General features: G+C 68.4%; 23 protein-coding genes. 10 read left to right on the top strand and 13 right to left on the bottom strand.

Annotated elements, in window-relative coordinates:
- Positions 1-7: 7 nt before the first annotated feature.
- Positions 8-205: a 50S ribosomal protein L35 gene (rpmI, locus tag ACZ5RK_RS06400; protein WP_054638350.1), complete on the bottom strand. Its 198-nt coding sequence runs from the start codon at positions 203-205 to the stop codon at positions 8-10.
- 88 nt (positions 206-293) lie between these two features.
- Positions 294-809 carry a translation initiation factor IF-3 gene (gene infC / locus ACZ5RK_RS06395; RefSeq protein WP_464910062.1) on the bottom strand — a complete coding sequence of 172 codons (516 nt, stop codon included), beginning with the start codon at positions 807-809 and terminating at the stop codon, positions 294-296.
- A gap of 92 nt (positions 810-901) precedes the next feature.
- On the opposite strand from infC, the gene ACZ5RK_RS06390 reads away from it, so the two are divergent.
- A complete protein-coding gene (locus tag ACZ5RK_RS06390; RefSeq protein WP_464908488.1) occupies positions 902-1,663 on the top strand; it encodes an enoyl-CoA hydratase/isomerase family protein in 762 nt (253 codons plus the stop codon).
- Between the two features lie 39 nt (positions 1,664-1,702).
- The gene (locus ACZ5RK_RS06385; RefSeq protein WP_464908487.1) at positions 1,703-3,349 is read left to right on the top strand and encodes a glutamine--tRNA ligase/YqeY domain fusion protein; all 1,647 of its coding nucleotides are present in this window, start codon (positions 1,703-1,705) and stop codon (positions 3,347-3,349) included.
- Here the strand turns inward: ACZ5RK_RS06385 and ACZ5RK_RS06380 are convergent.
- Together ACZ5RK_RS06380 and ACZ5RK_RS06375 are read right to left on the bottom strand one after the other, a co-directional pair.
- Positions 3,346-3,771: a hypothetical protein gene (locus ACZ5RK_RS06380; RefSeq protein WP_464908486.1), complete on the bottom strand. Its 426-nt coding sequence runs from the start codon at positions 3,769-3,771 to the stop codon at positions 3,346-3,348. The two genes, ACZ5RK_RS06385 and ACZ5RK_RS06380, sit on opposite strands and share 4 nt — an antisense overlap.
- Positions 3,764-4,075 carry a DUF3234 domain-containing protein gene (locus ACZ5RK_RS06375; protein WP_054647786.1) on the bottom strand — a complete coding sequence of 104 codons (312 nt, stop codon included), beginning with the start codon at positions 4,073-4,075 and terminating at the stop codon, positions 3,764-3,766. Before ACZ5RK_RS06375 ends, ACZ5RK_RS06380 begins: the two co-directional genes overlap by 8 nt.
- 17 nt (positions 4,076-4,092) lie before the next feature.
- Here ACZ5RK_RS06375 and ACZ5RK_RS06370 point away from each other — a divergent pair, with 17 nt between their 5' ends.
- A complete protein-coding gene (locus ACZ5RK_RS06370; protein WP_464908485.1) occupies positions 4,093-4,800 on the top strand; it encodes a TlyA family RNA methyltransferase in 708 nt (235 codons plus the stop codon).
- Here ACZ5RK_RS06370 and ACZ5RK_RS06365 read toward each other — a convergent pair.
- The 3 genes from ACZ5RK_RS06365 to ACZ5RK_RS06355 form a co-directional block, all read right to left on the bottom strand.
- The gene (locus ACZ5RK_RS06365) at positions 4,787-5,782 is read right to left on the bottom strand and encodes an aspartate-semialdehyde dehydrogenase (RefSeq protein ID WP_464908484.1); all 996 of its coding nucleotides are present in this window, start codon (positions 5,780-5,782) and stop codon (positions 4,787-4,789) included. The genes ACZ5RK_RS06370 and ACZ5RK_RS06365 overlap by 14 nt on opposite strands.
- Complete coding sequence (locus ACZ5RK_RS06360) at positions 5,779-5,982, bottom strand: hypothetical protein (protein ID WP_054647833.1); 204 nt, start codon at positions 5,980-5,982, stop codon at positions 5,779-5,781. Before ACZ5RK_RS06360 ends, ACZ5RK_RS06365 begins: the two co-directional genes overlap by 4 nt.
- Before the next feature lie 213 nt (positions 5,983-6,195).
- Positions 6,196-7,713, bottom strand: coding sequence for a glycine--tRNA ligase (locus ACZ5RK_RS06355; RefSeq protein WP_464908483.1), 1,518 nt, complete (start codon positions 7,711-7,713; stop codon positions 6,196-6,198).
- Positions 7,714-7,841: 128 nt separating this feature from the next.
- Here ACZ5RK_RS06355 and ACZ5RK_RS06350 point away from each other — a divergent pair, with 128 nt between their 5' ends.
- From ACZ5RK_RS06350 to sucD, 5 genes are read left to right on the top strand one after another with little or no spacing between them, the layout of a single operon-like run.
- A complete protein-coding gene (locus ACZ5RK_RS06350; RefSeq protein WP_464908482.1) occupies positions 7,842-10,046 on the top strand; it encodes an ATP-dependent Clp protease ATP-binding subunit in 2,205 nt (734 codons plus the stop codon).
- A 13-nt stretch (positions 10,047-10,059) separates the two neighbouring features.
- Positions 10,060-11,340, top strand: coding sequence for a DNA repair protein RadA (radA, locus tag ACZ5RK_RS06345; RefSeq protein ID WP_464908481.1), 1,281 nt, complete (start codon positions 10,060-10,062; stop codon positions 11,338-11,340).
- Positions 11,337-12,341 (top strand): PIN/TRAM domain-containing protein, encoded by a 1,005-nt coding sequence (locus ACZ5RK_RS06340; protein WP_464908480.1) that lies wholly within the window; start codon positions 11,337-11,339, stop codon positions 12,339-12,341. The genes radA and ACZ5RK_RS06340 overlap by 4 nt, the downstream gene beginning before the upstream one ends.
- A gap of 43 nt (positions 12,342-12,384) precedes the next feature.
- Positions 12,385-13,521: an ADP-forming succinate--CoA ligase subunit beta gene (gene sucC, locus ACZ5RK_RS06335; RefSeq protein ID WP_464908479.1), complete on the top strand. Its 1,137-nt coding sequence runs from the start codon at positions 12,385-12,387 to the stop codon at positions 13,519-13,521.
- Complete coding sequence (sucD, locus tag ACZ5RK_RS06330) at positions 13,518-14,384, top strand: succinate--CoA ligase subunit alpha (RefSeq protein WP_464908478.1); 867 nt, start codon at positions 13,518-13,520, stop codon at positions 14,382-14,384. Before sucC ends, sucD begins: the two co-directional genes overlap by 4 nt.
- A gap of 48 nt (positions 14,385-14,432) precedes the next feature.
- Here the strand turns inward: sucD and malQ are convergent, their stop codons facing one another.
- From malQ to ACZ5RK_RS06305, 5 genes are all read right to left on the bottom strand, one after another.
- Positions 14,433-15,935, bottom strand: coding sequence for a 4-alpha-glucanotransferase (gene malQ / locus ACZ5RK_RS06325; protein ID WP_464908477.1), 1,503 nt, complete (start codon positions 15,933-15,935; stop codon positions 14,433-14,435).
- 154 nt (positions 15,936-16,089) lie between these two features.
- A complete protein-coding gene (locus ACZ5RK_RS06320; RefSeq protein WP_464910061.1) occupies positions 16,090-16,962 on the bottom strand; it encodes a 3-hydroxyacyl-CoA dehydrogenase family protein in 873 nt (290 codons plus the stop codon).
- Between the two features lie 15 nt (positions 16,963-16,977).
- Entirely contained in the window at positions 16,978-17,838 is an 861-nt protein-coding gene (locus tag ACZ5RK_RS06315; protein ID WP_464908476.1) for a DMT family transporter, read from the bottom strand.
- Positions 17,828-19,048: a M16 family metallopeptidase gene (locus ACZ5RK_RS06310; RefSeq protein WP_464908475.1), complete on the bottom strand. Its 1,221-nt coding sequence runs from the start codon at positions 19,046-19,048 to the stop codon at positions 17,828-17,830. The genes ACZ5RK_RS06315 and ACZ5RK_RS06310 overlap by 11 nt, the downstream gene beginning before the upstream one ends.
- Positions 19,041-20,252 carry a M16 family metallopeptidase gene (locus ACZ5RK_RS06305; protein ID WP_464908474.1) on the bottom strand — a complete coding sequence of 404 codons (1,212 nt, stop codon included), beginning with the start codon at positions 20,250-20,252 and terminating at the stop codon, positions 19,041-19,043. Before ACZ5RK_RS06305 ends, ACZ5RK_RS06310 begins: the two co-directional genes overlap by 8 nt.
- 52 nt (positions 20,253-20,304) lie before the next feature.
- On the opposite strand from ACZ5RK_RS06305, the gene recG reads away from it, so the two are divergent.
- Positions 20,305-22,614 carry an ATP-dependent DNA helicase RecG gene (gene recG / locus ACZ5RK_RS06300; protein ID WP_464908473.1) on the top strand — a complete coding sequence of 770 codons (2,310 nt, stop codon included), beginning with the start codon at positions 20,305-20,307 and terminating at the stop codon, positions 22,612-22,614.
- Complete coding sequence (locus ACZ5RK_RS06295) at positions 22,614-23,390, top strand: hypothetical protein (RefSeq protein ID WP_464908472.1); 777 nt, start codon at positions 22,614-22,616, stop codon at positions 23,388-23,390. The genes recG and ACZ5RK_RS06295 overlap by 1 nt, the downstream gene beginning before the upstream one ends.
- On the opposite strand, the gene ACZ5RK_RS06290 is transcribed toward ACZ5RK_RS06295, so the two are convergent.
- Positions 23,344-24,333: a pectin acetylesterase-family hydrolase gene (locus ACZ5RK_RS06290; RefSeq protein WP_464908471.1), complete on the bottom strand. Its 990-nt coding sequence runs from the start codon at positions 24,331-24,333 to the stop codon at positions 23,344-23,346. The two genes, ACZ5RK_RS06295 and ACZ5RK_RS06290, sit on opposite strands and share 47 nt — an antisense overlap.
- Between the last annotated feature and the right edge of the window lie 133 nt (positions 24,334-24,466).

The raw sequence follows: 24,466 nt of genomic DNA, 5'->3' as shown, positions 1-24,466 counted from the left end.
TTACCTCCTACTCGTAGGGCAGAAGGAGCTTGATGCGCTCCGCCTCGGGCTTGGCCAGGACGAACTTCCGCCCCTTCTGGCGGATCTCCTTCCCCGACTTGTGCCAGTTCAGGTGCCGCTTGCCCGTCTTCATGGCCACCACCTTGCCCGAAGCGGTCACCTTTACCCGCTTCTTGGCGCCCTTGTGGGTCTTCATCTTCGGCATAAGCCTCCTCCACCCTGGGAAGCGCCCCCGAAGGGGTCTTGGGTGCTCCCCAAAGCCTTCCCACTATACCAGAGGGGGCTTCCTCGGTCTAGGCCGAGACCTTGGCCGGGGCCAGGAGCATGTTCATATCCCGGCCGAGGATCTCGGGCTTCATCTCCACCACCGCCATCCCCCTTAGGTCCTCGGCCACCCGCTCCAGAAGCCTCTCCCCGAGCTCGGGGTGGGCCATCTCCCTCCCGCGGAACATGATGGTCACCTTGACCTTGTGCCCTTCCTCCAGGAAGCGCTTGATATGGCCCAGCTTGGTCTGATAGTCGTGCTCGTCAATCTTGACCCGGAACTTGATGGACTTCACCTCGGTGCGCTTGGCCTTCTTCCGGGCCTCCTTCTCCGCCACCTGCTGCTCGTAGCGCCACTTGGAGTAGTCCATGATCCGGGCCACGGGCGGATCGGCGGTGGGGCCCACCAGGACCAGGTCCAGGTCCTGCTCCTGGGCCAGGCGCAGGGCCTCCCGGGTGTCCATGATGCCCAGCTGCTGCCCATCGGGACCGATGACCCTCACCTGTTTGGCGCGGATGCGCTCGTTGGTCAAGTACTCCTTTATCTACACCACCTCCTAGCCCGCCAAGCCCTTTCGCCACAGTTTGCGGGCTAAGGGGAGTGTAGCAGGAAAAAGCCCTCGGCTACAATGGGGGCATGGTCCAGGTAGAAGGAGGCCGCGTGGCCACCCTCTTTCTCAACGACCCCGAACGGCGCAACCCCCTCTCCCCCGGGATGGTGGAGGGGCTCCTCCAGGCCCTGGAGGCTTTGGAGGAAGACCCGGGGGTGCGGGCCGTGGTCCTCACGGGGAGGGGCAAGGCCTTCAGCGCCGGGGCGGACCTCTCCTTCCTGGAGAAGGTCACGGAGCTCGGGGCCGAGGAGAACTACCGCCACTCCCGCTCCCTCATGCGCCTCTTCCACCGGCTCTACACCTTCCCCAAGCCCACCGTGGCCGCGGTGAACGGCCCGGCGGTGGCGGGGGGAGCGGGGCTGGCCCTGGCCGCGGACCTGGTGGTCATGGACCGGGAGGCCCAGATGGGCTTCACGGAGGTCCGGATCGGCTTCGTGGCCGCCTTGGTCTCGGTGATCCTCTCCCGGGCCGTGGGGGAGAAGGTGGCCAAGGACCTCCTCCTCACGGGAAGGCTCCTAGGGGCGGAGGAGGCCAAGGCCCTGGGGCTTATCAACCGCGTGGCCCCGCCGGGGAAGGCCCTGGAAGAGGCGGTGGCCCTGGCGGAAGAGGTGGCCCAAAACGCCCCCACTTCCCTCCGCCTCACCAAGGAGCTCCTCCTCTCCCTCCCAGGGATGGGCCTCGAGGACGGCCTCCGCCTGGCCGCCCTCGCCAACGCCTGGGTGCGGGAGACCGGGGACCTAAAGGAGGGAATCCGGGCCTTCTTTGAGAAGCGGCCGCCCCGGTTCTAAGTACCCCCAGGTGGCGTGGCTTAACCGTAAACTGCTCTTATGGGTCTTGTCCCCCCGTGCTTCATCACCGAGATCGTGGAGCGGGACCTGGAGGAGGGGAAGTACGCCAAGCTCCTCACCCGCTTCCCCCCGGAGCCCAACGGCTACCTCCACATCGGCCACGCCCGGAGCATCGTCCTGAACTTTGGCCTGGCCCGGGATTTTGGCGGGGAGTGCAACCTGCGCTACGATGACACCAACCCCGAAACGGAGAAGGAGGAGTACGCCCGGGCCATTGAGGAGGACGTGCGCTGGCTGGGCTTCACCCCGGACCGGGTCCTCTACGCCTCGGACTACTTTGAGACCATGTACCAATGCGCCCTGGTCCTCATCCAGGAGGGCAAGGCCTACGTGGACGACCTGCCGGAGGAGGAGATGAGCGCCCTCCGCGCCCAAGGGAAGCCAAGCCCCTACAGGGAAAGGAGGGTGAAGGAGAACCTGGAGCTCTTTGAGGGGATGCGCCGGGGGGAGTTTCCCACGGGAAGCCGGGTCCTAAGGGCCAAGATCGACCCCGCCCACCCCAACTTCAAGCTCCGGGACCCGGTGCTCTACCGCATCGTCCACGCCCCCCACTACCACGCCGGGGACCGGTGGGTCATCTACCCCATGTACGATTTCGCCCATCCCCTGGAGGACTTCATAGAGGGGGTCACCCACTCCCTCTGCACCCTGGAGTTTGAGAACAACCGGGCCATCTACGACTGGGTGATAGAAAACCTCAAGGGAAAGTGCGGCCTGCCCCTCTCCCCCAGGCCCTACCAGTACGAGTTCGCCCGCCTGGACCTCACCCACACCGTGCTTTCCAAGAGGAAGCTCATCCGGCTGGTGGAGGGAGGGTACGTCTCGGGCTGGGACGACCCCAGGCTCCCCACCCTGAGGGGCCTGAGGCGAAGGGGGATAAGGCCCGAGGCCATCGTGGAGTTCGTGCGGAGGACGGGGATTTCCCGCAACGAGGCCCAGATAGAGATGGACCTCTTTGAGGAGGTGGTGCGGGACGACCTGAACCCCATCGCCCCCAGGGTCTTGGGGGTGGTGGACCCCCTGAAGGTGGTCCTCACCAACTACCAGGGGGAGGAGTGGCTCGAGGCCCCCTACTGGCCCCGGGACATCCCCAAGGAGGGCAGGAGGCCCCTTCCCTTCTCCCAGGAGCTCTACATTGAGCGCGCGGACTTCAGCCTAAGCCCTCCCAAGGGCTGGAAGCGCCTCGCCCCGGGGCAAAGGGTGCGCCTCCGGCACGCCTACGTGATAGAGCTGGAGGACGTGGTGGAGGAAGGGGGGGAGGTCAGGCTCCTGAAGGCCCGCATCGTCCCCGGCACCCTAGGGGCAAACCCCGAGGACGGGGTCAGGCCCAAGGGGGTGATCCACTGGGTCTCCGCCCGCCACGCCCTTCCCGTGGAGTTCCGGCTCTACGGCAGGCTCTTCCGCACCAAGGACCCGGAGGAGGGGGGGGACTTCCTCCAGAACCTCAACCCCGAGGCCCTTTTGGTGAAGCGGGGCTTCATTGAGCCGAGCGTGGCCCAAGACCCCGGGGACACCCGCTACCAGCTGGAGCGCCTGGGCTACTTCTGGCGGGACCCCGTGGACTCGAGGCCCGAGGCCTTGGTGATGAACCGCATTGTGCCCCTGAAGGAGGGGTACCAGGCCTAAAGCCCTACGCTCACGCCCAAGGCCCCGCCCAGGCCGAAGGAGACGGGGGCCAGGTAGTAGACGGGCTGGAGCTCCAGGTAGACCCCCACCAGGGGCAGGGGCAGGTTGAGCCAGGTGCCCAAGACCGCCCGCACCCCTCCCCGCCCCGCCTGGTCCTGGGGGAGGGAAAGGGCCCTGCCGGTGCCGTAAAAGCCCCCTAGGCCCAGGTAGAGGTCGGTGAGGGGGACCTTAAAGAGGAGGTCCGCCCCGCCTCCCAGGGCTTCCGGGCCCACCCCCCCGTAGACCCGCCCCTCCAGGACCAGGGGAAGGAGGGGAAAGCGCACCCCTCCCTGAACCCCAAAGGGGCTCCCCAGGCTCAGGTCCACCCGCTGGGCCACGCCGAAGGCCAGTGCCAGGAAAAGCGCCGCCAATACCCTAGGCATGCCGCACCTCCTCTAGAAGGTCTTCCACCTTCACCACCCGCGCCCGGTGCACCCCGGGGCGGTAGTCCAAGAGAACCGCCTCCACCTGAAGCATCCTCAGGGCCCTGAGGAAGGCCTCCTTGAGGGCCCGGCTTTCTAAGGGGCTCACCCGCATCCCGAGCTCCCCGTGGTGGGCGAGGAAGGCCTCGGCCAGGGCGCTATCCGTCCAGATGCCGGAAAGCCTCTTTCCCAGGGCCTCCACCACCAGGTGCTCCCCGGGCTCCCCTTCCAGAACGTACCAGGTACCGGAAAGCTCCGGCTCCACTGGTCCATAATACCCTCGTGCGCCTGGACCGTTACCTGGTGGAGAGGGGCCTAGCGGAGAGCCGGGAGAAGGCCAAGCGCCTGATCCTGGAAGGCAAGGTGCGGGTGGGGGGGAAGGTGGTGCAAAAGCCCGCCCACCCCGTCCCGGAGGAGGCGGAGGTGGCCCTCTTGCAGGGGGCGCGCTACGTGGGCCGGGGGGCCTACAAGCTCCTCGGGGCCCTGGAGGCCTTCCCGGTGGCACCCAGGGGAAAGGTGTGCGCCGACCTGGGGGCGAGCACCGGGGGCTTCACCCAGGTCCTCCTGGAAAGGGGGGCCCGGAGGGTCTACGCCGTGGACGTGGGCAAAGGCCAGCTCCACCCCCGCCTCCGGGAAGACCCCCGGGTGGTGGCCCTGGAGGAGCAGGACGCCCGCACCCTCCTCCTGCTGGAGGCGGTGGACCTGGTGGTCATGGACGTCTCCTTCATCTCCTCCACCCTGCTCCTCCCCAAGGTCAGGGAGCTCCTAGGGCCCGGCGGGGAGGCCCTGGTCCTGGTGAAGCCCCAGTTTGAGCTGGGCCCCAAGGCCCACAGGGGGGTGGTGCGGGAGGAGGCCAAGCGGCGGGAGGCCCTAAGGCGCGTGCGGGAAAAGGCCCTGGCCCTGGGCTTCCGGGTCCTGGGGGAGAGGGAAAGCCCCCTCCCGGGCAAGGAGGGGAACCTGGAGTACTGGCTCTGGCTCAGGGGCCCCTGAGCCACTCCTCGGCGATCTGCACGGCGTTTAAGGCGGCCCCCTTCAGAAGCTGGTCCCCCACCACGAAGAAGTCCAGGCCGTTCTCAAAGGCGAGGCTCTTCCGGATCCTCCCCACCTCCACCTCCCACTTGCCGCTGGCGGTGAGGGGCATGGGGTAGCGCCTGGCCTCGGGCTCGTCCACCACCTCCACCCCCGGGGCCCCCCTCAAGACCTCCCGGGCCGCCTCCGGGTTCACGGGGCGGGCGAACTCCACGCTCACCGCCTCGGCGTGGGCCCTCAAGGTGGGGACCCGCACCGCCGTGGCGCCGATCCTTATGGACTCGTCCCCGAAGATCTTGTGGGTTTCCCAGACCACCTTCATCTCCTCCCGGGTGTAGCCGTTTTCCTGGAAGGCGTCTATGTGGGGGATGACGTTGAAGGGCAGGGGGTGGGCGAAGGCCTGGGCCCCCGGCGCCTCCCCGTGGAGGAAGCGGTGGGTCTCCCTGAGGAGCTCCTCCATGGCCCTGGCCCCCGCCCCCGAGGCCGCCTGGTAGGTGGCCACGATGACCCGCCTGGCCCCAAAAGCCCGGTGCAGGGGCCAAAGGGCCATGGCCAGGATGGCCGTGGTGCAGTTGGGGTTGGCGATGATGCCCCGGTGCTGGAAGATCTTCTCCCGGTTCACCTCGGGCACCACCAGGGGCACCCAGGGCTCGTAGCGCCAGGCGCTGGAGTTGTCTATGACCAAAGCCCCGCCCTCCGCCCAGACCGGGGCCAGGGCCTTGGAGAGGGAGCCGCCGGCGCTCGCCAGGACGAGGTCCGCAGGGAGAGGCCCCTCGGGCAGGGGCTCCACCGGGACCTCCTCCCCTCTAAAGGGAAGGCGCGCCCCGGCGGAGCGGGGGGAGGCGTAGAGCCTGAGCTCCGAGAGGGGGAAGTTTCGGGCCTCGAGGACCTTTAGGATCTCCCGCCCCACGGCCCCCGTGGCCCCCACCACCGCCACCCTCATGCGTCCTCCGCAGGGTCCGTAAGCTCCAGCTCCTCCCACATGACCCGGGTGTGGGCCCAGAGGTGGGTGAGACTATGGAGGACCTCCTTCTCCAAGGCGCTCCGCGCTTCCGGAGGAGCCTGCTTCAGCTTTTGGTACACCGCCTTGAGGCGGTCCACCTCCTCAAAGAGCTCCTGCCAGATGGGTTCAGGTAGGCCCACTATCTTCTCAATCTGCGGAGTAGCCGCCTTCGCTCCCCTTCCCATGCTTGGATCTCCCTTTCCCACTTCGCCATTAACCCCCAGTCGGGACTGGCCTTTTCCAGCTCCTCCCTAATCTTTTGGTGATGCCGAAGGATCTGGTACTCCAACCCCTCCAAGCGCTTGCGAAGTTGCTTGTTCCTGCCCAAAGCACCCCGCGAAGACACCCCCAGCTTACCACCTAAGCCTCTCCCGAAGGAAGCCCTCCAGCTCGTCCACGTGGAGCCTCACCTGCTCCATGGTGTCCCGGTCCCGCACGGTGACCGTGTCCTTGAGGCGGATGGTGCCGTCCTTGCTCTGGCCGATGGTGTCGTAGTCCACGGTGACGGCGAAGGGGGTGCCCACCTCGTCGTGGCGGCGGTAGGCCTTGCCGATGTTGCCCGTGTCCTCGTAGAGCACCCGCCCGAGGCCCAGGGCCTGCAGCCTGGCCTTGAGCCTTTTGGCGTACTCGGTGATCTCGGGGCGGTTCTTCACCAGGGGGATCACCGCCACCTTGATGGGGGCAAGCTGGGGCTTTAGCTTGAGGACGATGCGCTCTTCCCCACCGGGAAGCTCCTCCCGGGTGAAGGCCTCGGCGAGGAGGGCCAAGACCCCCCGGTCCACCCCGGCGGAGGGCTCAATGACGTAGGGCACGAACCACTTTCCCGTCTCGGGGTCGCGGTAGGCGAGGCGGGCCGTGGAGTGCTCGTTCTTCAGGACCCGGGCGGTGATGGAGAGCTCCTCCTGGTCCTTGGTGTGGCTCCCCAGGTCAAAGTCCGTGCGGTTGGCGATGCCCTCCAGCTCCTCGAGGCCGTGGGGAAAGCGGTAGAGGATGTCCACGGTGGCCTTGGCGTAGTGGGCGAGCTCCTCGGGGGGCTGCTCATAGGGCACCAGGTTCTCCCGGCTCAGGCCCATCTCCTGCCACCACTTGAGGCGCTCCTCCACCCAGTAGCGGTGCCAGTGCTCGTCCTCCCCGGGGCGGACGAAGTACTCAATCTCCATCTGCTCAAACTCCCGCACCCGGAAGATGAAGTTCCTGGGGGTGATCTCGTTGCGGAAGGCCTTGCCGATCTGGGCGATGCCGAAGGGGAGCTTGCGGCTCGTGGCGTCCAGGACGTTCTTGAAGTTGACGAAGATGCCCTGGGCGGTCTCGGGGCGGAGGTAGGCCAAGGCGGCCTCCTCCTCCACGGGGCCCACGTAGGTCTTGAACATCATGTTGAAGTAGCGGGGCGGGGTCCAGTCCCCGGGCTCCCCCGTGGCGGGGTCCAGGACCCCGGCGGCGGTCATGGCCCCACCCGCCCTTTCCGGGGCCCCCATCATGGCCTGGACCAGGGCGTGAAGGCCCCCTTCCACCTCCATGGCCCGGTACAGCCTCCCCAGAACCTCCTCGGGCTGGTCCTTCAGGAGGTGGTCCAGGCGGTAGCGCTTCTTGGTGAGGCGGTTGTCCACCATGGGGTCGGCGAAGGTGGCCTCGTGCCCCGAGTAGTGGAGGACCAGGCGGTGGGTGAGGATGCTGGCGTCCAGCCCCTCCACATCGTCCCGCTCGTAGACGTTCCTGCGCCACCAGGCCTGCTTCAGATTGTTCTTGAGCTCCACCCCCAAGGGCCCGTAATCGTAGGTGCCCTGCAGGCCCCCGTAGATCTCCGAGCCCTGGAAGATAAACCCACGCCGCTTGCAAAGCGCCACCAGTTCCTCGAGGGTGCTCGCCGGCATTCTTCCTCCTCAAAAGGGGGGCCAAAGCCCCCGGTTAGAGGGCATCTTACCGGATGGGGCCAAGGTGAGCCTGGGCGCAAACCCCCAAGGGAAGGGGGGTTAGGCTAGAATGTGAGGTAGAGGGGAGCATGAACAGGTACGACGATCGCGCCAGGCTGGTTTTCCACTACGCAAGGGAGGAGGGGAGCCGTTTAGGCCACTCCATGATCGGCCCAGAGCACCTCCTCCTGGGCCTGATGCGCGAGGGGGGCACGGCGGCCCGCATCCTCCAGGAGTACGGGGCGAGCCTCGAGGCCATGCGCCGCATGGTGGAGGAGCTGGTGGGCCGGGGTGAGGGGAGCCGCACCGGGGAGCCCCCCGCCATCACCCCCAGGGCCAGGCGGGTGATGGAGCTCGCCAGCGCCGAGGCCCGCAACATGGGGGCCCCCGTCATCGGCACCGAGCACATCCTCCTGGGCATCATCCGCGAGGGGGACGGGATCGCCTACCGTATCCTCAGCCACTTCGCCAAGGACGTGGACGCCATCCGCTGGCGCATCCTCTCCATGGCCGAGGGGCGCGAGCGGGAAAAGCCGGTGAACACCCCCTTCCTGGACGAGTACGGCCGCGACCTCACCAAGGAGGCCCGGGAGGGGAAGCTGGACCCGGTCATCGGAAGGCAGGAGGAGATCAACCGCGTGATCCAGATCCTGGCCCGCCGCACCAAGAACAACCCCGTCCTCATCGGCGACCCCGGGGTGGGCAAGACGGCCATCGTGGAGGGGCTGGCCCAGGCCATCGTGGAAGGCCGGGTCCCCCCCATCCTCAAGGGGGCGCGGGTGGTGGCCATTGACCTCGCCGGGGTGGTGGCGGGGACCAAGTACCGGGGCGAGTTTGAAGAACGCCTGCGCCAGATCATCGAGGAGCTCAAGAACGCCAAGGTCATCGCCTTCATTGACGAGCTCCACACCCTGATCGGGGCCGGGGGGGCCGAGGGCACCCTGGACGCCGCCAACATCCTGAAGCCCGCCCTGGCCCGGGGGGAGATCCAGGTCATCGGGGCCACCACCACCGGGGAGTACCACCGCTACATAGAGAAGGACGCCGCCCTGGAGAGGCGCTTCCAGCCGGTGATCGTCCTCGAGCCCTCCCCGGAGGAAACCCTGGAGATCCTGAAGGGCCTCCGCCCCCGCTACGAGGCCCACCACGGGGTGATCATCCCCGACGAGATCCTGGAGCTTTCCGTGAAGATCGGCATCCGCTCCCTCCCCGGGCGCAACTTCCCCGACAAGGCCATCGACCTCATCGACGAGGCGGCCTCGAGGGTGCGCCTCAACGCCTCCCTGGGCCTCCCCGTGGCCGAGGAGGAGGACGGCACCCCCATCGTCACCCGGGAGGACATCGAAGCGGTGGTGGACTCCTGGGGTGGGGTCTACGTGGACGACAAGGACGACCAGAAGCTCATGCACCTGGAGGAGGAGCTCAGGAAGCGGGTGGTGGGCCAGGAGGAGGCCATCCGCGCCCTGGCGAGCGCCCTCCGCCGGGCCCGGGTGGGCCTCGGGGGGAGGACCCGGGTGGCGGCGAGCTTCCTCTTCGTGGGCCAAAGCGGCGTGGGCAAGACCCAGCTGGCCAAGGCCCTGGCCGAGGTCCTCTTCGGTTCGGAAAGGGCCCTCATCCGCTTTGACATGTCCGAGTTCCAGGAGCCCCACTCCATCTCCAAGCTCATCGGGGCCCCCCCGGGGTACGTGGGGTACGAGCAGGGCGGGCGCCTCACCGAGGCCGTGCGGCGGCAACCCTTTAGCGTGGTCCTCCTGGACGAGATTGAAAAGGCCCACCCCGACATCTACAACACCTTCCTCCAGGTCCTGGACGAGGGCCGCCTCACGGACGGCATGGGGCGCACGGTGGACTTCCGCCGGGTGATCCTCATCATGACCTCCAACACCGGCTACAACGTGGGCCCCGCCATCGGCTTCACCTCCCGGGAGGTGGACACCGAGTCCCCCCTCAAGGCCCTCTTCACCCCGGAGTTTTTGGACCGGCTGGACGAGGTCATCCGCTTCCGCCCCCTCACCGAGGAGGAGCTGGTGCAGGTGGCCCGGCTCATGCTGGAAGAAATCCAAAGGGAGTTGAGGAGCCGGGACATAGAGGTGGTCTTCGCCCCCGAGGTGGCCCGTTTCGTGGTGGACCAGGCCCCCAAGACGGGCAGCGCCCGGGCCATCCGGGGGGTCATCCGCGAGCGCATTGAGGACCCCCTCTCCCTGGCCCTCCTCAAGAAGCCGGTGGGCCGCCTCTATGTGAACGTGGAGGACGGGCACCTGGCCTTCCACGAGGTGGAGGAGTTCCTGGTGTAGGCCCACCCCCGGCGTGAGGAGGCAGGAGAAGACCAGCTACGTCTGCGTGGAGTGCGGCTACCGCACCCCGAAGCCCCTGGGGCGGTGCCCGGGGTGCGGGGCCTGGGGGAGTTTCCAGGAGGCCGCCCCAGAACCCCCCCGCAAGGAGGCGCCGGGGCGCCCGGCCACCCTCCTTCCCCTTTCCCAGGTGGACGAGGGGGAGGAGCGCCGCTTCTCCTCGGGGCTTTCCGAGGTGGACCGGGTGCTGGGCGGGGGGTTCGTGCCGGGGGAGGTGGTCCTCCTGGGCGGGGAGCCCGGGGTGGGCAAGAGCACCCTCCTCCTGGAGATGGCCAAGGCCATGCCGGAGCGGGTCTACTACCTGGCGGGGGAGGAGTCCCCGGCCCAGATCAGGCTGCGGGCCCGGCGCCTTGGGGTGAAGGACCTCCTCCTCCTTCGGGAAACCCGGCTGGAACCCCTCCTCCACCTCCTGGAACGGGAGCCTCCCGAGGCCCTTTTCGTGGACTCCATCCAGACCATAGAGGCCGGGGGGAGCCCCGGGAGCCTGGTGGCGGTGCGGGAGGCCACCTCCGCCTTCGTGCGCTTCGCCAAGGAGAGCGGGGCCGCCGTGGTCCTGGTGGGGCACGTGACCAAAGAGGGGGTGGTGGCGGGGCCCAAGAGCGTGGAGCACGCCGTGGACGCCACCCTCTACCTGGAGACCGCCGGGGTCTACCGGGTCCTTAGGAGCGCCAAGAACCGCTTCGGCCCCGTGGGGGAGCTCGGGGTTTTCCGCATGGAGGAGGAGGGGCTTTTGGAGGTGAAAAACCCCTCGGAGGCCTTCCTCCTGGAAAGGCCTTTGGGGGTGCCGGGAAGCGCCATCGCCCTGGCCCTGGCCGGGGAGAGGGCCCTGGCCCTCGAGGTCCAGGCCCTGGCCGCCAAGACCCCCTTCCCCGCCCCCCGCCGGGTGGTCCAGGGGCTGGACGCCAGGCGGGTGGACATGGTCCTGGCGGTGCTGGAAAGGCGGCTCGGCCTGCCCTTGGCCAGCCTGGACGTCTACGTGAACCTGGCCGGGGGGCTTAAGGTCCTGGACCCCGGGCTGGACCTGGCCGTGGCCCTGGCGGTGTATTCTGCGGTGGTGGGAAGGCCCCTGCCCCAGGACCTGGCGGCCGTGGGCGAGGTGGGGCTTCTGGGGGAGGTGCGGAGCGTCACCGGCCTGGAAAGGCGGCTCCGGGAGGGGGAGCGGGCGGGCTTCGCCCGCTTCCTGCATCCCGGCAACACCCGGAGCCTCGGGGAAGCGGTGGAGCGGTACCTGGGATGAGCGGGCGTTTCCTCCTCTACCTCCTCTTCGCCTTTTTGGGCTACCAAGGAGCAGTGGCCCTGGAGGGCCTGGGCCTCCTCCCCCGCTCCGCCGGGCTCCTCTCCCTGAACCGCCTCTACCTGGCGGCGGCGGGCTTCCTGAGCGGGGTCCTCCTGGCCCCCCGGCTGGAAGCCTTCCTGGAGAGGCGCCTCGCCCGCCTGCGGGCCCTCCCCCCCGAGGTGCCGGTGGCCCTCACCCTGGGGGCCACCCTGGGCCTCCTCCTCACCGTGCTCCTCACCAGCCTCCTTTCCCAGGTGCCGGGCTTCAGCCCCTACCACAGCCTCCTTTTGGCCCTCTTTCTAGTGGCCCTCTTCGCCTACCTGGCCCTAGGGTACAAGGAGTACCTCCGCCCCCCCCAAAGGGAGCGCCGCCCCCCGGGGGGCAAGGTGCTGGACACCAGCGTCCTGGTGGACGGGCGCCTGGCCGAGGTGGCGGCCACGGGCTTCCTGGAAGGCCCCCTTTACGTGCCCCACTTCGTCCTGAAGGAGCTCCAGCACTTTGCCGACAGCCCCGATGCCCTGAAGCGGGCCAAGGGGAGGCGGGGTCTCGAGGCCCTGGAGAGGCTCAAGGAGCACCTGCCCCTGGAGGTGGTGGAGGAAGCCCCCAAGGGGGAGAGCGTGGACGAGAAGCTCCTCTTCCTGGCCCGGGACCTGGGGGCGGCCCTCGTCACCAACGACCTCGCCCTCCTGCAGATGGCCCGCATCTACGGGGTGAAGGCCCTCTCCGTCCAGGCCCTGGCCCAGGCCCTTCGCCCCCAGCTCCAGGTGGGGGACACCCTAAAGCTCCTCATCCTCAAGGAAGGCAAGGAGCCCCACCAAGGGGTGGGTTACCTGGAGGACGGCTCCATGGTGGTGGTGGACGGGGGCATCCGCTACCGGGGCCAGGAGGTGGAGGTGGTCATCACCCAGGCCATCCAGACCCAGGTGGGGCGCCTCTTCTTCGCCCGGCCCGCGGAGGCCTGAGGGTATAATGCCTCCTGGCCTTGGCCGGCCAAGGAGGTGGAGCTTGAACCTGCACGAGTATCAAGCCAAGGAGATCCTGGCCCGCTACGGGGTGCCGGTGCCGCCCGGCAAGGTGGCCTACACCCCGGACGAGGCGAAGAGGATCGCCGAGGAGTTCGGCAAGCGGGTGGTCATCAAGGCCCAGGTCCACGTGGGCGGGAGAGGAAAGGCGGGGGGGGTGAAGCTCGCCGACACCCCCCAGGAGGCCTACGAGAAGGCCCAGGCCATCCTGGGCATGAACATCAAGGGCCTCACGGTGAAGAAGGTCCTGGTGGCCGAGGCGGTGGACATCGCCAAGGAGTACTACGCCGGCCTCATCCTGGACCGCTCCCAAAAGCGGGTGGTCCTCATGCTCTCCAAGGAGGGGGGCGTGGACATTGAGGAGGTGGCCGCCAAGAACCCCGAGGCCATCCACAAGTTCTGGATTGACCCCCACAAGGGCTTCCGCCCCTTTGAGGCCCGGGAGATGGTGAGGCGGGCGGGGCTGGAAGGCAACCTCAACAAGCTGGCTCAGGTCCTGGTGGCCCTCTACCGGGCCTACGAGGGGGTGGACGCCTCCATCGCCGAGATCAACCCCCTGGTGGTGACCACGGAGGGCGCCGTGGTGGCCGCCGACGCCAAGGTCGTCCTGGACGACAACGCCCTCTTCCGCCACCCCGACCTCGCCGGGCTTAGGGAAATAGAGGCCGAGCACCCCCTGGAGGTGGAGGCCAGCAACTACGGCTTCGCCTACGTGAAACTTTCCGGGAACATCGGCGTCATCGGCAACGGGGCGGGCCTCGTGATGTACACCCTGGACCTAGTGAACCGCGTGGGCGGCAAGCCCGCCAACTTCCTGGACATCGGGGGCGGGGCCAAGGCCGAGGTGGTCTACAACGCCCTGAAGGTGGTCCTCAAGGACCCCGAGGTGAAGGGGGTCTTCATCAACATCTTCGGGGGCATCACCCGGGCGGACGAGGTGGCCAAGGGGGTGATCCGCGCCCTGGAGGAAGGCCTCCTCACCAAACCGGTGGTGATGCGGGTGGCGGGCACCGCCGAGGAGGAGGCCAAGAAGCTTTTGGAGGGCAAGCCCATCTACATGTACCCCACGTCCATTGAGGCGGCGAAGGCCATGGTGGCCATGGTGGGAGGTGCGGCGTGATCCTGGTGAACCGCGAGACCCGGGTCCTGGTCCAGGGCATCACCGGCCGGGAGGGGCAGTTCCACACCCAGCAGATGCTTTCCTACGGCACCAAGATCGTGGCCGGGGTCACCCCGGGCAAGGGAGGGAGTGAGGTCCTGGGGGTGCCCGTCTACGACACGGTGAAGGAAGCGGTGGCGAGCCACGCCATAGACGCCTCCATCATCTTCGTCCCCGCCCCCATGGCGGCGGACGCCGCTTTGGAAGCCGCCCACGCCGGCATCCCCCTCATCGTCCTCATCACCGAGGGCATCCCCACCCTGGACATGGTGCGGGCGGTGGAGGAGATCAAGGCCCTGGGCTCCCGCCTCATCGGGGGCAACTGTCCGGGGATCATCAGCGCCGAGGAAACCAAGATCGGCATCATGCCGGGCCACGTCTTCAAGCGGGGGAAGGTGGGCCTCATCAGCCGCTCCGGCACCCTCACCTACGAGGCGGCGGCCGCCCTCTCCCAGGCAGGGCTCGGCACCACCACCACCGTGGGGATCGGGGGCGACCCCGTCATCGGCACCACCTTCAAGGACCTCCTCCCCCTCTTCAACGAGGACCCCGAGACGGAGGCCGTGGTGCTCATCGGCGAGATCGGCGGCTCCGACGAGGAGGAGGCGGCGGCGTGGGTCAAGGCGCACATGAAAAAGCCCGTGGTGGGCTTCATCGGGGGCCGCTCCGCCCCCAAGGGCAAACGCATGGGCCACGCCGGGGCCATCATCATGGGCAACGTGGGCACCCCCGAGTCCAAGCTCCGGGCCTTCGCCCAGGCGGGCATCCCCGTGGCCGACACCATTGACGAGATCGTGGCGCTGGTCAAGAAGGCCCTGGGCTAAAGCGGCTTTCCAAGGCCCCAGGTTGGCCTGGGCCAGCCTGGGGCGCTTTCATGCCCGGCCCGTCCCCTCGGCCATGGCCCTAAGCCTTGCCCCGTGCTCCGGGGTAAGCTCTCCCGGAAGAAGCCGCCAGGCCCAGTTCCCCGAGGGCCTCCCCGGGTAGTTCATCCGGGCCTCGCTTCCCAAGGAGAGGACGTCCTGCACCGGGTAGACGGCAAGCCGCGCCACGGACTCCATCCCCAGGCGCATGAGGGCCCAGGGCACCTCCTCTTCCTCCCGGAAGGAAATCCCCCAGTCCGCCAGGTAGCGCTCCAGGAAGGCCCTTTCATGGGGCGTGGCCGTGCGGTACCAGCCCAGGGTGGTGTCGTTGTCGTGGGTGCCGGTGTAGACCACCACCCGGCCGTGGGGGGGGTAGTTGTGGGGGAGGAAGGGGTTTTCCATCCCGTCGTCAAAGGCGAACTGCAAAACCTTCATCCCGGGCAGGCCAAACCGCTCCCGGAGGGCCTCCACCTCCGGGGTGATGACCCCCAGGTCCTCGGCCAGCACAGGCACCTGGCCGAAGACCTCCTGGATCCTCTGGAAGAGCCTTTCCCCTGGGGCCTTGACCCAGCGCCCCTCCACCGCCGTGGGGCAGCTTGCGGGGATCTCCCAGTAGGCCTCAAAGCCGCGGAAGTGGTCCACGCGCACCAGGTGGAAGAGCTCTATGGCCTTCTCCAGACGCCGGACCCAGAAGGAGAACCCCTCCCGCTCCAGAACGTCCCAGCGGTAAAGGGGGTTGCCCCAGCGCTGGCCCGTCTCCGAGAAGTAGTCGGGAGGCACCCCCGCCACCACCGTGGGCCTTCCCTCCTCGTCCAGGTAAAACCACCTGGGGTGGGCCCAGACCTCGGCCGAGTCTTCGGCCACGAAGATGGGCATGTCCCCGATGATCCTGATCCCCAAGGCCTCGGCCTCCGCCTTTAAGCCCCCCCACTGCCCGAAGAAGAGCCACTGGGTAAAGGCGTGGAAGGCCACCTCCTGGGAGAGGGCCCTCTCCGCCTCCCTCAGGGCCTTCTCCTCCCGAAGGCGCAGGGAAAGGGGCCAGCGGTTCCAGGGGAGCCCCCCGTGGTGCGCCTTCAGGGCCATGAAGAGGGCGTAATCCCGAAGCCACCAGGCCTCCTTCTCAAAGAAGGCCTGGAAGGCCTCCTTCTCCTCCCGAGAAGCCCTCTCCCGGAAACCCTGGAAGGCCCCCTTTAAGGCGGGCCACTTCCAGGCGTAAAGGAGGCCGTAGTCCACCCGGGCCCCGGGGAAGCCGGGGTCCTCCAAGCGCACGTAGCCCTTTTCCGCCAGGGGCCTCAGGTCTATAAGGTAGGGGTTCCCGGCGAAGGCGCTGAAGGACTGGTAAGGAGAGTCGCCATAGCCCGTGGGGCCCAAGGGGAGGACCTGCCAGTACCGCCCCCCCGCCTCTTCCAGGAAGCGGAGGAAGCCCCGGGCCTCCTGGCCCAAAACGCCGATGCCGTAGGGGCCGGGGAGGCTCGTGGGATGGAGGAGGAGGCCGAAGGCGCGGGGAAGCTCCATGGCCCCAGTATACTCCCAGGTCTTGGAAGGGCTTCCAGAAACCCCGCCCCGGGCCTAAGTGCCCGCACTTTGGCTTCGCAGCATGGGATGCCCAAGCCGGGGCTATGGGGAGGCTTTTGGGGCCCCCACCGCGGCGAAAGCCGCGGTGGGGTACTTAACCCACCTTGTTCCCCTTCTCGTCGTAGGTGTAGAAGCCCCGGCCCGTCTTGCGGCCCAACAGCCCCGCCTGCACCATGCGGCGGAGGAGGGGGGAAGGCCGGTACTTGTCGTCCCCGAAGCCCCGGTGGAGGACCTCCATGATGGCGAGGCAGGTGTCCAGGCCGATGAAGTCGGCGAGCTCCAGAGGCCCCATGGGGTGGTTCATCCCCAGGCGCATGACGCCGTCAATGGCCTCCTTGGTGGCCACCCCCTCCCGCAGGGCCTCTATGGCCTCGTTGATCATGGGCATGAGAAGGCGGTTGGAGACGAAGCCGGGGTAGTCCTGGACCTCCAGGGGGGTCTTCCCCATGCGCTTCGCCACCTCCACCACGGTGTCCCGGGTGGCCTCGGAGGTGAGCTCTCCCCGGATCACCTCCACCAGGGGCATGAGGGGCACCGGGTTGAAGAAGTGCATGCCGATGAAGCGCTCGGGCCACCCCGAGTAGCGGGCCAGGGCGGTGATGGGGATGGAAGAGGTGTTGCTGGCCAGGATGGCCCCGGGCTTGGCTAAAGCCCCCAAGCGCTCAAAGAGCCTCCGCTTCTCCCCCTCGTCCTCCACGATGGCCTCCACGATGAGGTCGGCCTCCTCGAGGCTCTCCAGAAGGAGGCTCGTGCGGATCCGCCCCAAGGCCTCGTCGTGGGCCTCCCGGGTGATCCTGCCCTTTTCCAAGAACTTACCCAGGGAACGCCGGATGGCGGAAAGGCCCCTTTCTAGGAAGCTTTCCGCCACGTCCACCAGGACCACCTGGTAGCCCGCCTGGGCCGCCACCTGGGCGATGCCGCTTCCCATCTGCCCCGCGCCCACCACGCCCACGGTCTTGACCTCCATAGGCTTCACCCCGGCCTATTCTACGCCCCGGAGGTTCACCAGGAGGACCCCAAGGAGGGCAAGCCCCCCGCCCAGGAGGGAAAGGAGGGAGGGCACCTCCCCCAGCCACAGGTAGGCGATGAGGATGGCCAAAGGGGGCGAGAGGTAGAGGAAGGAGGAGAGGCGGGAGGCCTGGGTGCGGGAAAGGGCGTAGGTCCAGGTGAGGTAGGCCAGGGCCCCGGGGAAGACCCCGAGGTAGAGGGCGGAGAGGAGGGCAGGCCTTGGGGCCTCCCGGAGGGCCTCGGGAAGCCCGGGGAGGAAGACGAGGAGGGGGGTCGTGCCCAGGAGCAGGGTGTAGACCGTCATCTCCTCGCTCTTGTACCGGGCGAAGAGGGGCTTCTGCAGGACGAAGTAAAAGGAGGTGGCAAGGGCGGAGAGAAGGATCAAGAAGGCCCCCGGGCTCAGGCGCACCCCCCCGCCCTCCCCTAAGGCCAGGACCAGGGCCCCAAAGAAGGCCAGGGCAAAGCCCAAGATCCCGAGGGGCCTGAGCCTCTCCCCCAGGAGAACGTAGGAAAGAAGGGCGGTGAAGACGGGCCCCGTGGCGATGAGGAGGCTTGCCGCCCCGGCGCTCACGGAAAGCTCCCCGTAGACCAAGGCCGTGTGGTAGACGGTGATGCCCAAAAAGCCCAGGAGGAAGAGGCGGGGAAGGTCCTCCCGCCTGGGGGGGCGCAGGCCCCGGAGGCGGGCGTAGAGGAGAAGGACGCCGCCCGCCACCAGAAAGCGGAGGAGGACCAGATGCCCCGGGGAAAGCCCCTGAAGCCCCGCCCGGATGGCGGCGAAGGCGCTGGCCCAGAAGAGGAGGGTGAGGAGGGCCGCCCCTAAGGCCCTAGGCTCCATGGGGAATCACCAGATAGTAAAGGCCCTTCTGCCAGAAGGCCCCTTCCAGGAGGGCGTTCACCCCCTGGGCCGTGACCCCCTGGACCCTGGCCTTTACCTCCTCCAGGGAGAGGTAGCGGCCGGTGTAGAGGTACTCCATCCCCAGGTGGAAAAGCCTCTGCATGGGGGTTTCCCCGGCGAAGACCAGGGCGGTGGCGAGGGGGGTCTTGGCCCTTTCCACCTCCTCCTTTCCCACCCCTTCCCGCCCCAGGCGGGCAAGCTCCTCCTCTAGGGCGGCCAGGATCTCCCCCTTGCGGGCGGGGTCCCCCTGGACGTAGGCGTGGAAGAACCCCGCCCGGTCCCCTTCCTCGTGCCCGAAGGAGGCCGCCTCCGCCAGGCCCCTGTCCACCAGGGCGAAGTGGAACCTCCCCGAGCCCTCCTCCCCCAGGAGGTGGGCCAGGACCTGGGCGGGGTAGCGGGCCTCCTCCTGGTAGGCGAAACCGGGAAAGAGGGCCACCAGGTAGAGGGCCCGGGCCTTCTCGTAGGGGCGCTCCTCCACCCCGGAGGCGGGGTCCAGGGGTGGGTAGGCCCTTTCCGCCAGGCCCTCGGGCCAGCCCTCGGTGAGGCGCTCGGCCTCGGCCAGGAGGCGGTCAAAGTCCACCTGCCCCGTGGCGGCGAGGACCATGTTTTTGGGGAGGTAGCGCCTCCTGTGGTAGGCCGCCATCCGGTCCCGGGTGAGGGCGGCGATGCTTTCCTTGGTGCCCAGGACGCTCTGGCCCAGGGGGTGGTCCCGGAAGAAGCGGGCGCGGGCCCACTCGTAGGCCATGTACCCGGGGCGGTCCTGGTAGCGGGCGATCTCCTCCAGGATCACCTGCTTCTCCGTGGCGAAGTCCTCCTCCCGGAGGGCGGGGCGCATGAGGCGGGAGAAAAGCCCCAGGAGCTCGTAGGCGAACTCGGGGAGGACCGCCCCGTAGTAGACCGTGGCCTCCTCGGAGGTGAAGGCGTTGTACTGGGCCCCCAGGCGGTCAAAGGCCTGGTTCACGGAAAGGGCGTCCATGTCCTCGGGGCCCTTGAAGACCATGTGCTCCAGGAAGTGGCTCACCCCGCTCTCCTCCTTGGCCTCGTCCCGGGCCCCGGTCCGCACGAAGTAACCCAGGGCCACGCTTCTCGCCCCCGGGACCACCTCGGCGATGACCCGTAGGCCATTTCCAAGCTCGGCTTCCCTAAACATCCGCCACCTCCCCCAAAAGGCCCACCCAGGGGTTCTGGTAGGGGTGGGTCCTTAGGAAGGCGTTCACCGCCTCCAGGTCCGTCTCCTCTATGGCCCCCTCTATCTCCCAAAGGGACCGCACCCTCCCCAGCATGTAGAGGTCCCGGGCCATGGAGGAAGCGCGGCTCCTAATGGACTCGTCCGCCATCACCAAGGCGGTCTTCAGGCCCACCTTGGCCCGGGAAAGCTCCTCCTCCGTCACCCCCAGGGCCAGGCGCTCCAGCTCGGTGAGCATCACCTCCAGGGTCTTCCCCGCCCTCTCCTTCGTGGTCCCGGCGTAGGCCATGAGAAGGCCCTGGCCCTTGACCCCGGCGGGGAAGGCGCTTACGGCGTAGACCAGGCCCCTTTTCTCCCGCACCTCGGTGAAGAGGCGGCTACTCATCCCCCCGGAGAGGACCTCCAGGGCGAGCCTCGAGGTGTAGAAGCCCGGGTCCTCGGGCCCCACGTTGGGGTAGGCGAGGCCGATCTGCACCTGGGCCGTGGGCCTCTTTAGGGCGAAGCGGTGGGGCTCGGAAAGCTCCGGGCGGGGATAAGAGGCCTCCTTCCCCTCCCAGGCGAGGAAGGGCTCGAGGGCATCAAGAAGCCTCTCCCAGGAGACCCCCCCGGCCACGGCGAGGATGGCCCCCCTGGGGGTGTAGCGCCTTTGGAAGTCCGCCCGAAGGGCCTCGGGGCCCACCCCCTTCAGGTCCTCCTCCCGGCCCAAGGGGTCCCGCCCGTGGGGGGAGCGGAAGACCCTCCGCCGGAGCTCGGAGAAGAGCTTCCTCGCGGGCTGGTCCTCCTGGGAAAGGAGGGCCTGGAGGGCCACGGAGCGCACCGCCTCCAAGCCCTCCTCGGGCAGGCGGGGCCTGGTGAGGAGGAGGGCGTAGAGGCGGAAGACCTCTTCCAGGACCTCGGGGAGGAAGGCGGCGGAAAAGGCCGTGTGCTCCAGGCCCGCCCCGCTACTCCGCCGCACCCCTAGGGCGTCCAGGGCCTGGGCCAGGGCCCTGGCGTCCAGGTCCCCCGCCCCCTTCCAAAGCCATCCCTCCAGGAGGGTGCTCGCCCCCTCCATCCCCTCGGGGTCGTTCACCGCCCCGGCGGGGACCAGAAGCTGGAAGGCCACCCCGGGAAAGTCCCGCTCCTCCAGGGCCACCACCAGACCCGTGGGCAATCGTTCCACCCGACTCACAGGCCTAAGGGTATCATGGAGCCCGGGACGCCACCACCTCACGGGCAAAGCGATGAAGGACTCGGCCAAAAACAGCCTAGAAACACTTCGGGAAAGGCTCCGGCGGCCCCTCCTCCGGGAGCTTAAGGACGGGGCCCAGGACCGGGTGGTGGTGGGGGGCCTCGAGGCCTTGGTGGAGAACCTGGCCCGCCCCTTCCCCCAGATCCTGGCCCTCTTCCGGGGCTACCGGGAAAAGACCCCGGAGGAGCGCAAAGGGCTCCTCTTGCAGGCCCTGCGCCTTCTGGAAAACCCCCAGGAAGCTCCGCCCGGGGCCGGGGGCCGCCTCGGCCTCGAGGACCCCGCCCACCTCCTCGCCCCTCCGCAGAGCCGGAAAAAGCTCAGCGAACTCGGGCTGCGCACGGTGCGGGACGTGCTCCAGCACTATCCCCGCCGCTACGAGGACCGCCGGGCCCTCCCCGGGGTGCGCTTTCTGGAGGACGGACAGAAGGCCACCCTCTCCGTGAAGGTCCTCGCCAAGGAGCTGGTCAGGACCCCCAAGAAGGGGATGCAGCTCGTCCAGGTCAAGGCCCAGGACGCCTGGGGGTGGCGTCTCACCCTGGTCTGGTTCAACCAGCCCTGGGTCCTTTCCCAGGTGGAGGAGGGGGCCACCCTCATCGTCACCGGGAGGGTGCAGCGGCGAAGCGGGGTCCAGCTCTACGTGGAGCACTTTGAGGACGAGGGGGGTGAGTCCCTCTCCACCGGGCGCATCGTCCCCATCTACCCCGCCAAGGAGGGGATAAGCCAGGCCTTTCTCCGCCGCACCGTCCACCGGGCCCTGGAGGAGGCCCTGCCCCTTCCCGACCCCCTGGAGGCCTACCGCCGGGAGCTGGGCCTCCTCCCCTACGCCGAGGCCCTGAAGGCCGTCCACTTCCCCGAGGACGAGGAAGCCCTAAAGAAGGCCCTCCTCCGCCTCAAGTTTGACGAGTACCTCCTCTTGGAGCTCAAGGCCCTCCTGGAGGCCGGGGGGGTGGTGCTGGGCCGGAGCTTCCGGGTGGAGGAGGCCTGGGTGGAGGCCTTCAGGAAGGCCCTCCCCTTCCCCCTCACCCGGGCCCAGGAAAGGGTCATGGGGGAGATCGCAAAGGACATGCAAAGCCCAAGGCAGATGGCCCGCCTCCTCCAGGGGGACGTGGGCTCGGGGAAGACGGTGGTGGCGGCCTTCGCCCTCTACCTCGCCGCCCAAAACGGGGCCCAGGGGGCCCTCATGGCCCCCACGGAGATCCTGGCCAAGCAGCACTTCCAGAACCTCGCCCGCTACCTCTTCCCCCTGGGGGTCAGGGTGGAGCTCCTTCTGGGCTCCATGAGCCAGCGGGAAAAGGAGGCGGCCACCCTCCGCCTCAAAAGCGGGGAGGCCCAGGTGGCCGTGGGCACCCACGCCCTCATCCAGGAGGGGGTGGGGTTCCAAGACCTGGGCCTCGCCGTGGTGGACGAGGAGCACCGCTTCGGGGTGCTGCAGCGCCGGGCCCTCCTCAGGCTCGCCCCTCTTCCCCCGGACGTCCTGGTGATGTCCGCCACCCCCATCCCCCGCTCCCTGGCCCTAACCCTCTACGGGGACCTGGAGGTGAGCCTCCTGGACGAGATGCCCCCGGGCCGCACCCCGGTGAAGACCAAGGTCCTCCCCCACCGCCTCCGCCTCCAGGCCTATGCCTTCGCCCGGGAGGAGGTGAGAAAGGGCCACCAGGTCTTCGTGGTGGCCCCGGCCATTGAGGAGAACGAGGAGCTGGACCTAAAGGCGGCCACCACCCTCTACGAGGAGCTCAAGGGCCTCCTCCCCGAGGTGCGCATGGCCCTCCTCCACGGGAGGATGCCCGCCCGGGAGAAGGACGAGGTCATGGAGGCCTTCCGTAAGGGCGAGTTTGACCTCTTGGTCTCCACCACGGTGGTGGAGGTGGGGGTGGACATCCCCCGGGCCACCCTCATCATCGTGGAGAACGCCGAGCGCTTCGGCCTCGCCCAGCTCCACCAGCTTCGGGGCCGGGTGGGGCGGGGAGGGCTTCAAGGCTACGCCATCTTCCTGGCCGGGGAGGCGGGCCAGAAGACCATGAAGCGCCTCAAGGTCCTCGAGGCCTCCACCGACGGCTTTTACATCGCCGAGATGGACCTGAAGCTCCGGGGCCCCGGGGAGCTTAGGGGCACCCGCCAGTCCGGCTACCCGGAGCTTAAGCTTGGCGACCTCGCCGAGGACACGGGGATCATTGAGAAGGCCAGGGAGCTGGCCAAGGCCGTGGTGGAGAAGGACCCCACCCTGGACCTCCCCGAGCACCGGGCCCTGAAGGAGGCCCTGCGGGCCCAGGCGGAGCGCATCGGCTTTCGGGAAGTCATCTGATGCAGGCCCTTCCCCACCCCCACCTCCCCGCCTTCTTCTCCGAAGGGGGGGCCCTGCGGGCCAAGGCCCTCCAGGACTACCTCCTCGCCCTTTCAGGGGCCTACGCCGCCTACGCCCCCCTTCCCCCGGTGCGCCTCTTCGTCCTCTCGGAACGGGACTGGCGGGCCCGGCTTCCCTACCCCTACGGCCTCCCCTTCCAGCACACGGGGCCGGATGGGCTTGCCGTCCACGCCCCCCTCGTCTACCCGGAAAGGCTCCTCCACCGCCTGCGGGAGGTGCTCCTGCCCTTGGGCCCCCCGCCGGGGGAGATCCCGGCCTTCTTAGACCTAAACCTAGGCCACGAGTACGCCCACGCCGTTCAGGTGGCCTGGAAGCTCCGCACCGGGGCCCGCTGGCTGGACGAGTTCTTCGCCAACTACCTCTTCCTCCTCGGCCTCCAGGGGTCCAGGCCAGACCTTTTGGAAACCCTCCTCACCTGGAGCCGGTACCTCTCGGGGCTCAGGCCCGCCAGGCGGAGCCTTTCCGCCTACGAAAGGCGGCGGGGCGGCCTGGAAAGCGCCCTCTGGTTCCAGGCCAACTTCACCCTAAAGGCGGAGGAGCTTTGGCGTAAGGGCCGGGACCGCCTCCTCATCGCCTTCCTGGCGGCGGCCCCCCTGGACCGCAGGAAGGGCCACCGCCTCTTGCTGGAACTTTACCCGGAACTCAAGGCCTGGTTCGCCGCCTTCGGCCTCAAGGCCGGACCCGCGGAGGGGTCTTCCCCTCCGCCAGGGCCTTGAGCCACTCCAGGAAGGCCACCTCCCCCACCTTCAGGGTGTAGAGCTCGGGCCGGGGGAGGATGCAGTGCTGGCTCCCCGGGGCCAGGAAGAAGGTGTAGTTGGGCGCCTGCGCCGGGGCCGAGAGGGCCTCCTGGGCCCTTGCCGCCCACTCCCGGGCCGTGGCCTCGGAGGGGGAGGCCTCCTTCTTCATGAGGGCGTAGAAGTAGATCTGGGTACCGTCCAAAAGGGTGGTGTACTGGGCCAAGACCGCCTGGGGGTAGGCCTGGGCCAGGGCCCGGTAGACCTCCGAGACCCGAGGCGGCGAGGAGAGGCCGGACAGCTCGGGCAAGCGAGGGTTCCAGACGGCAAAGCCCGGGAAGTCCCCCGTGACCACCCCCACCCCGGCGTCCCCGCATACGGCGATCTTAGCGTCTTTGTAGGTGGAGAGGACCTTGTCCGCCCAAAGCACCGCCCCGTAGGCCCCGGCGCTGCACCCGGTGACGAAGACCCGCTCGGGGTTGGTGTGGTTGCGGAAGACGTACTCCAGGGCGGCCTGGGCGTTCCGAGCCCCCTGGTGGTGGACCTTGAAGCCCCCGTAGTCCACCGTGGCCCGGCCCACGTGCAGGTCCCCCGTGCAGTAGGGGACGAAGACGTGGGTCCAGCCGAAGAAGGGGTTGGCCACGCTCATGCGGTTGTAGATACCTTGGGCGAGGAGGAGTTCCTGCACGTCCACCCGCTTGCGGTAGGTGCGGCTTTCGGGGCCGCAGGTGGCCTGGTCCCAGCAGGCCCCGCCCCCCTGAAAGTCTATGACCACCTTTTTGGGGTCTCCCGGGCTCACGTAGAAGCGGTAGGGGGAGCCGTCCGAGCAGACCCCCCCAGGCACCTCCACCGCCTTCCAGAAGGCCTCGAGGCCCTGGGCCAGGGCCAAGGCGAATAGGAGAACCAGGGCGATAAGCCGCTTCATCTTTCCACCTCCGCCGCCATTGTACGGGTCTTCTTATACCAGGTCAAGGAAAAGCCGCAAAAAGCTTCTCGGCCCCAGGCAGAGGCCTCCACGTTGCAACCAGGCCCCGGCGAGGCTTTCGCCGGGGCCCCTA

Source organism: Thermus kawarayensis JCM 12314 (genome assembly GCF_055393575.1).
This window is presented reverse-complemented; position numbering and strand designations above follow the sequence as displayed.

Excerpts from the sequence above, each read along its gene's own strand:
- ACZ5RK_RS06295 (WP_464908472.1), top strand. The coding sequence starts at position 22,614 with ATGCAGGCCCTTCCCCACCCCCACCTCCCCGCCTTCTTCTCCGAAGGG.
- ACZ5RK_RS06385 (WP_464908487.1), top strand. The coding sequence starts at position 1,703 with ATGGGTCTTGTCCCCCCGTGCTTCATCACCGAGATCGTGGAGCGGGAC.
- rpmI (WP_054638350.1), bottom strand. The coding sequence starts at position 205 with ATGCCGAAGATGAAGACCCACAAGGGCGCCAAGAAGCGGGTAAAGGTG.
- ACZ5RK_RS06365 (WP_464908484.1), bottom strand. The coding sequence starts at position 5,782 with ATGAGGGTGGCGGTGGTGGGGGCCACGGGGGCCGTGGGGCGGGAGATC.
- ACZ5RK_RS06380 (WP_464908486.1), bottom strand. The coding sequence starts at position 3,771 with ATGCCTAGGGTATTGGCGGCGCTTTTCCTGGCACTGGCCTTCGGCGTG.
- malQ (WP_464908477.1), bottom strand. The coding sequence starts at position 15,935 with ATGGAGCTTCCCCGCGCCTTCGGCCTCCTCCTCCATCCCACGAGCCTC.
- ACZ5RK_RS06310 (WP_464908475.1), bottom strand. The coding sequence starts at position 19,048 with ATGTTTAGGGAAGCCGAGCTTGGAAATGGCCTACGGGTCATCGCCGAG.
- ACZ5RK_RS06350 (WP_464908482.1), top strand. The coding sequence starts at position 7,842 with ATGAACAGGTACGACGATCGCGCCAGGCTGGTTTTCCACTACGCAAGG.
- ACZ5RK_RS06355 (WP_464908483.1), bottom strand. The coding sequence starts at position 7,713 with ATGCCGGCGAGCACCCTCGAGGAACTGGTGGCGCTTTGCAAGCGGCGT.
- recG (WP_464908473.1), top strand. The coding sequence starts at position 20,305 with ATGAAGGACTCGGCCAAAAACAGCCTAGAAACACTTCGGGAAAGGCTC.
- ACZ5RK_RS06390 (WP_464908488.1), top strand. The coding sequence starts at position 902 with ATGGTCCAGGTAGAAGGAGGCCGCGTGGCCACCCTCTTTCTCAACGAC.
- ACZ5RK_RS06290 (WP_464908471.1), bottom strand. The coding sequence starts at position 24,333 with ATGAAGCGGCTTATCGCCCTGGTTCTCCTATTCGCCTTGGCCCTGGCC.
- ACZ5RK_RS06340 (WP_464908480.1), top strand. The coding sequence starts at position 11,337 with ATGAGCGGGCGTTTCCTCCTCTACCTCCTCTTCGCCTTTTTGGGCTAC.
- ACZ5RK_RS06320 (WP_464910061.1), bottom strand. The coding sequence starts at position 16,962 with ATGGAGGTCAAGACCGTGGGCGTGGTGGGCGCGGGGCAGATGGGAAGC.
- ACZ5RK_RS06315 (WP_464908476.1), bottom strand. The coding sequence starts at position 17,838 with ATGGAGCCTAGGGCCTTAGGGGCGGCCCTCCTCACCCTCCTCTTCTGG.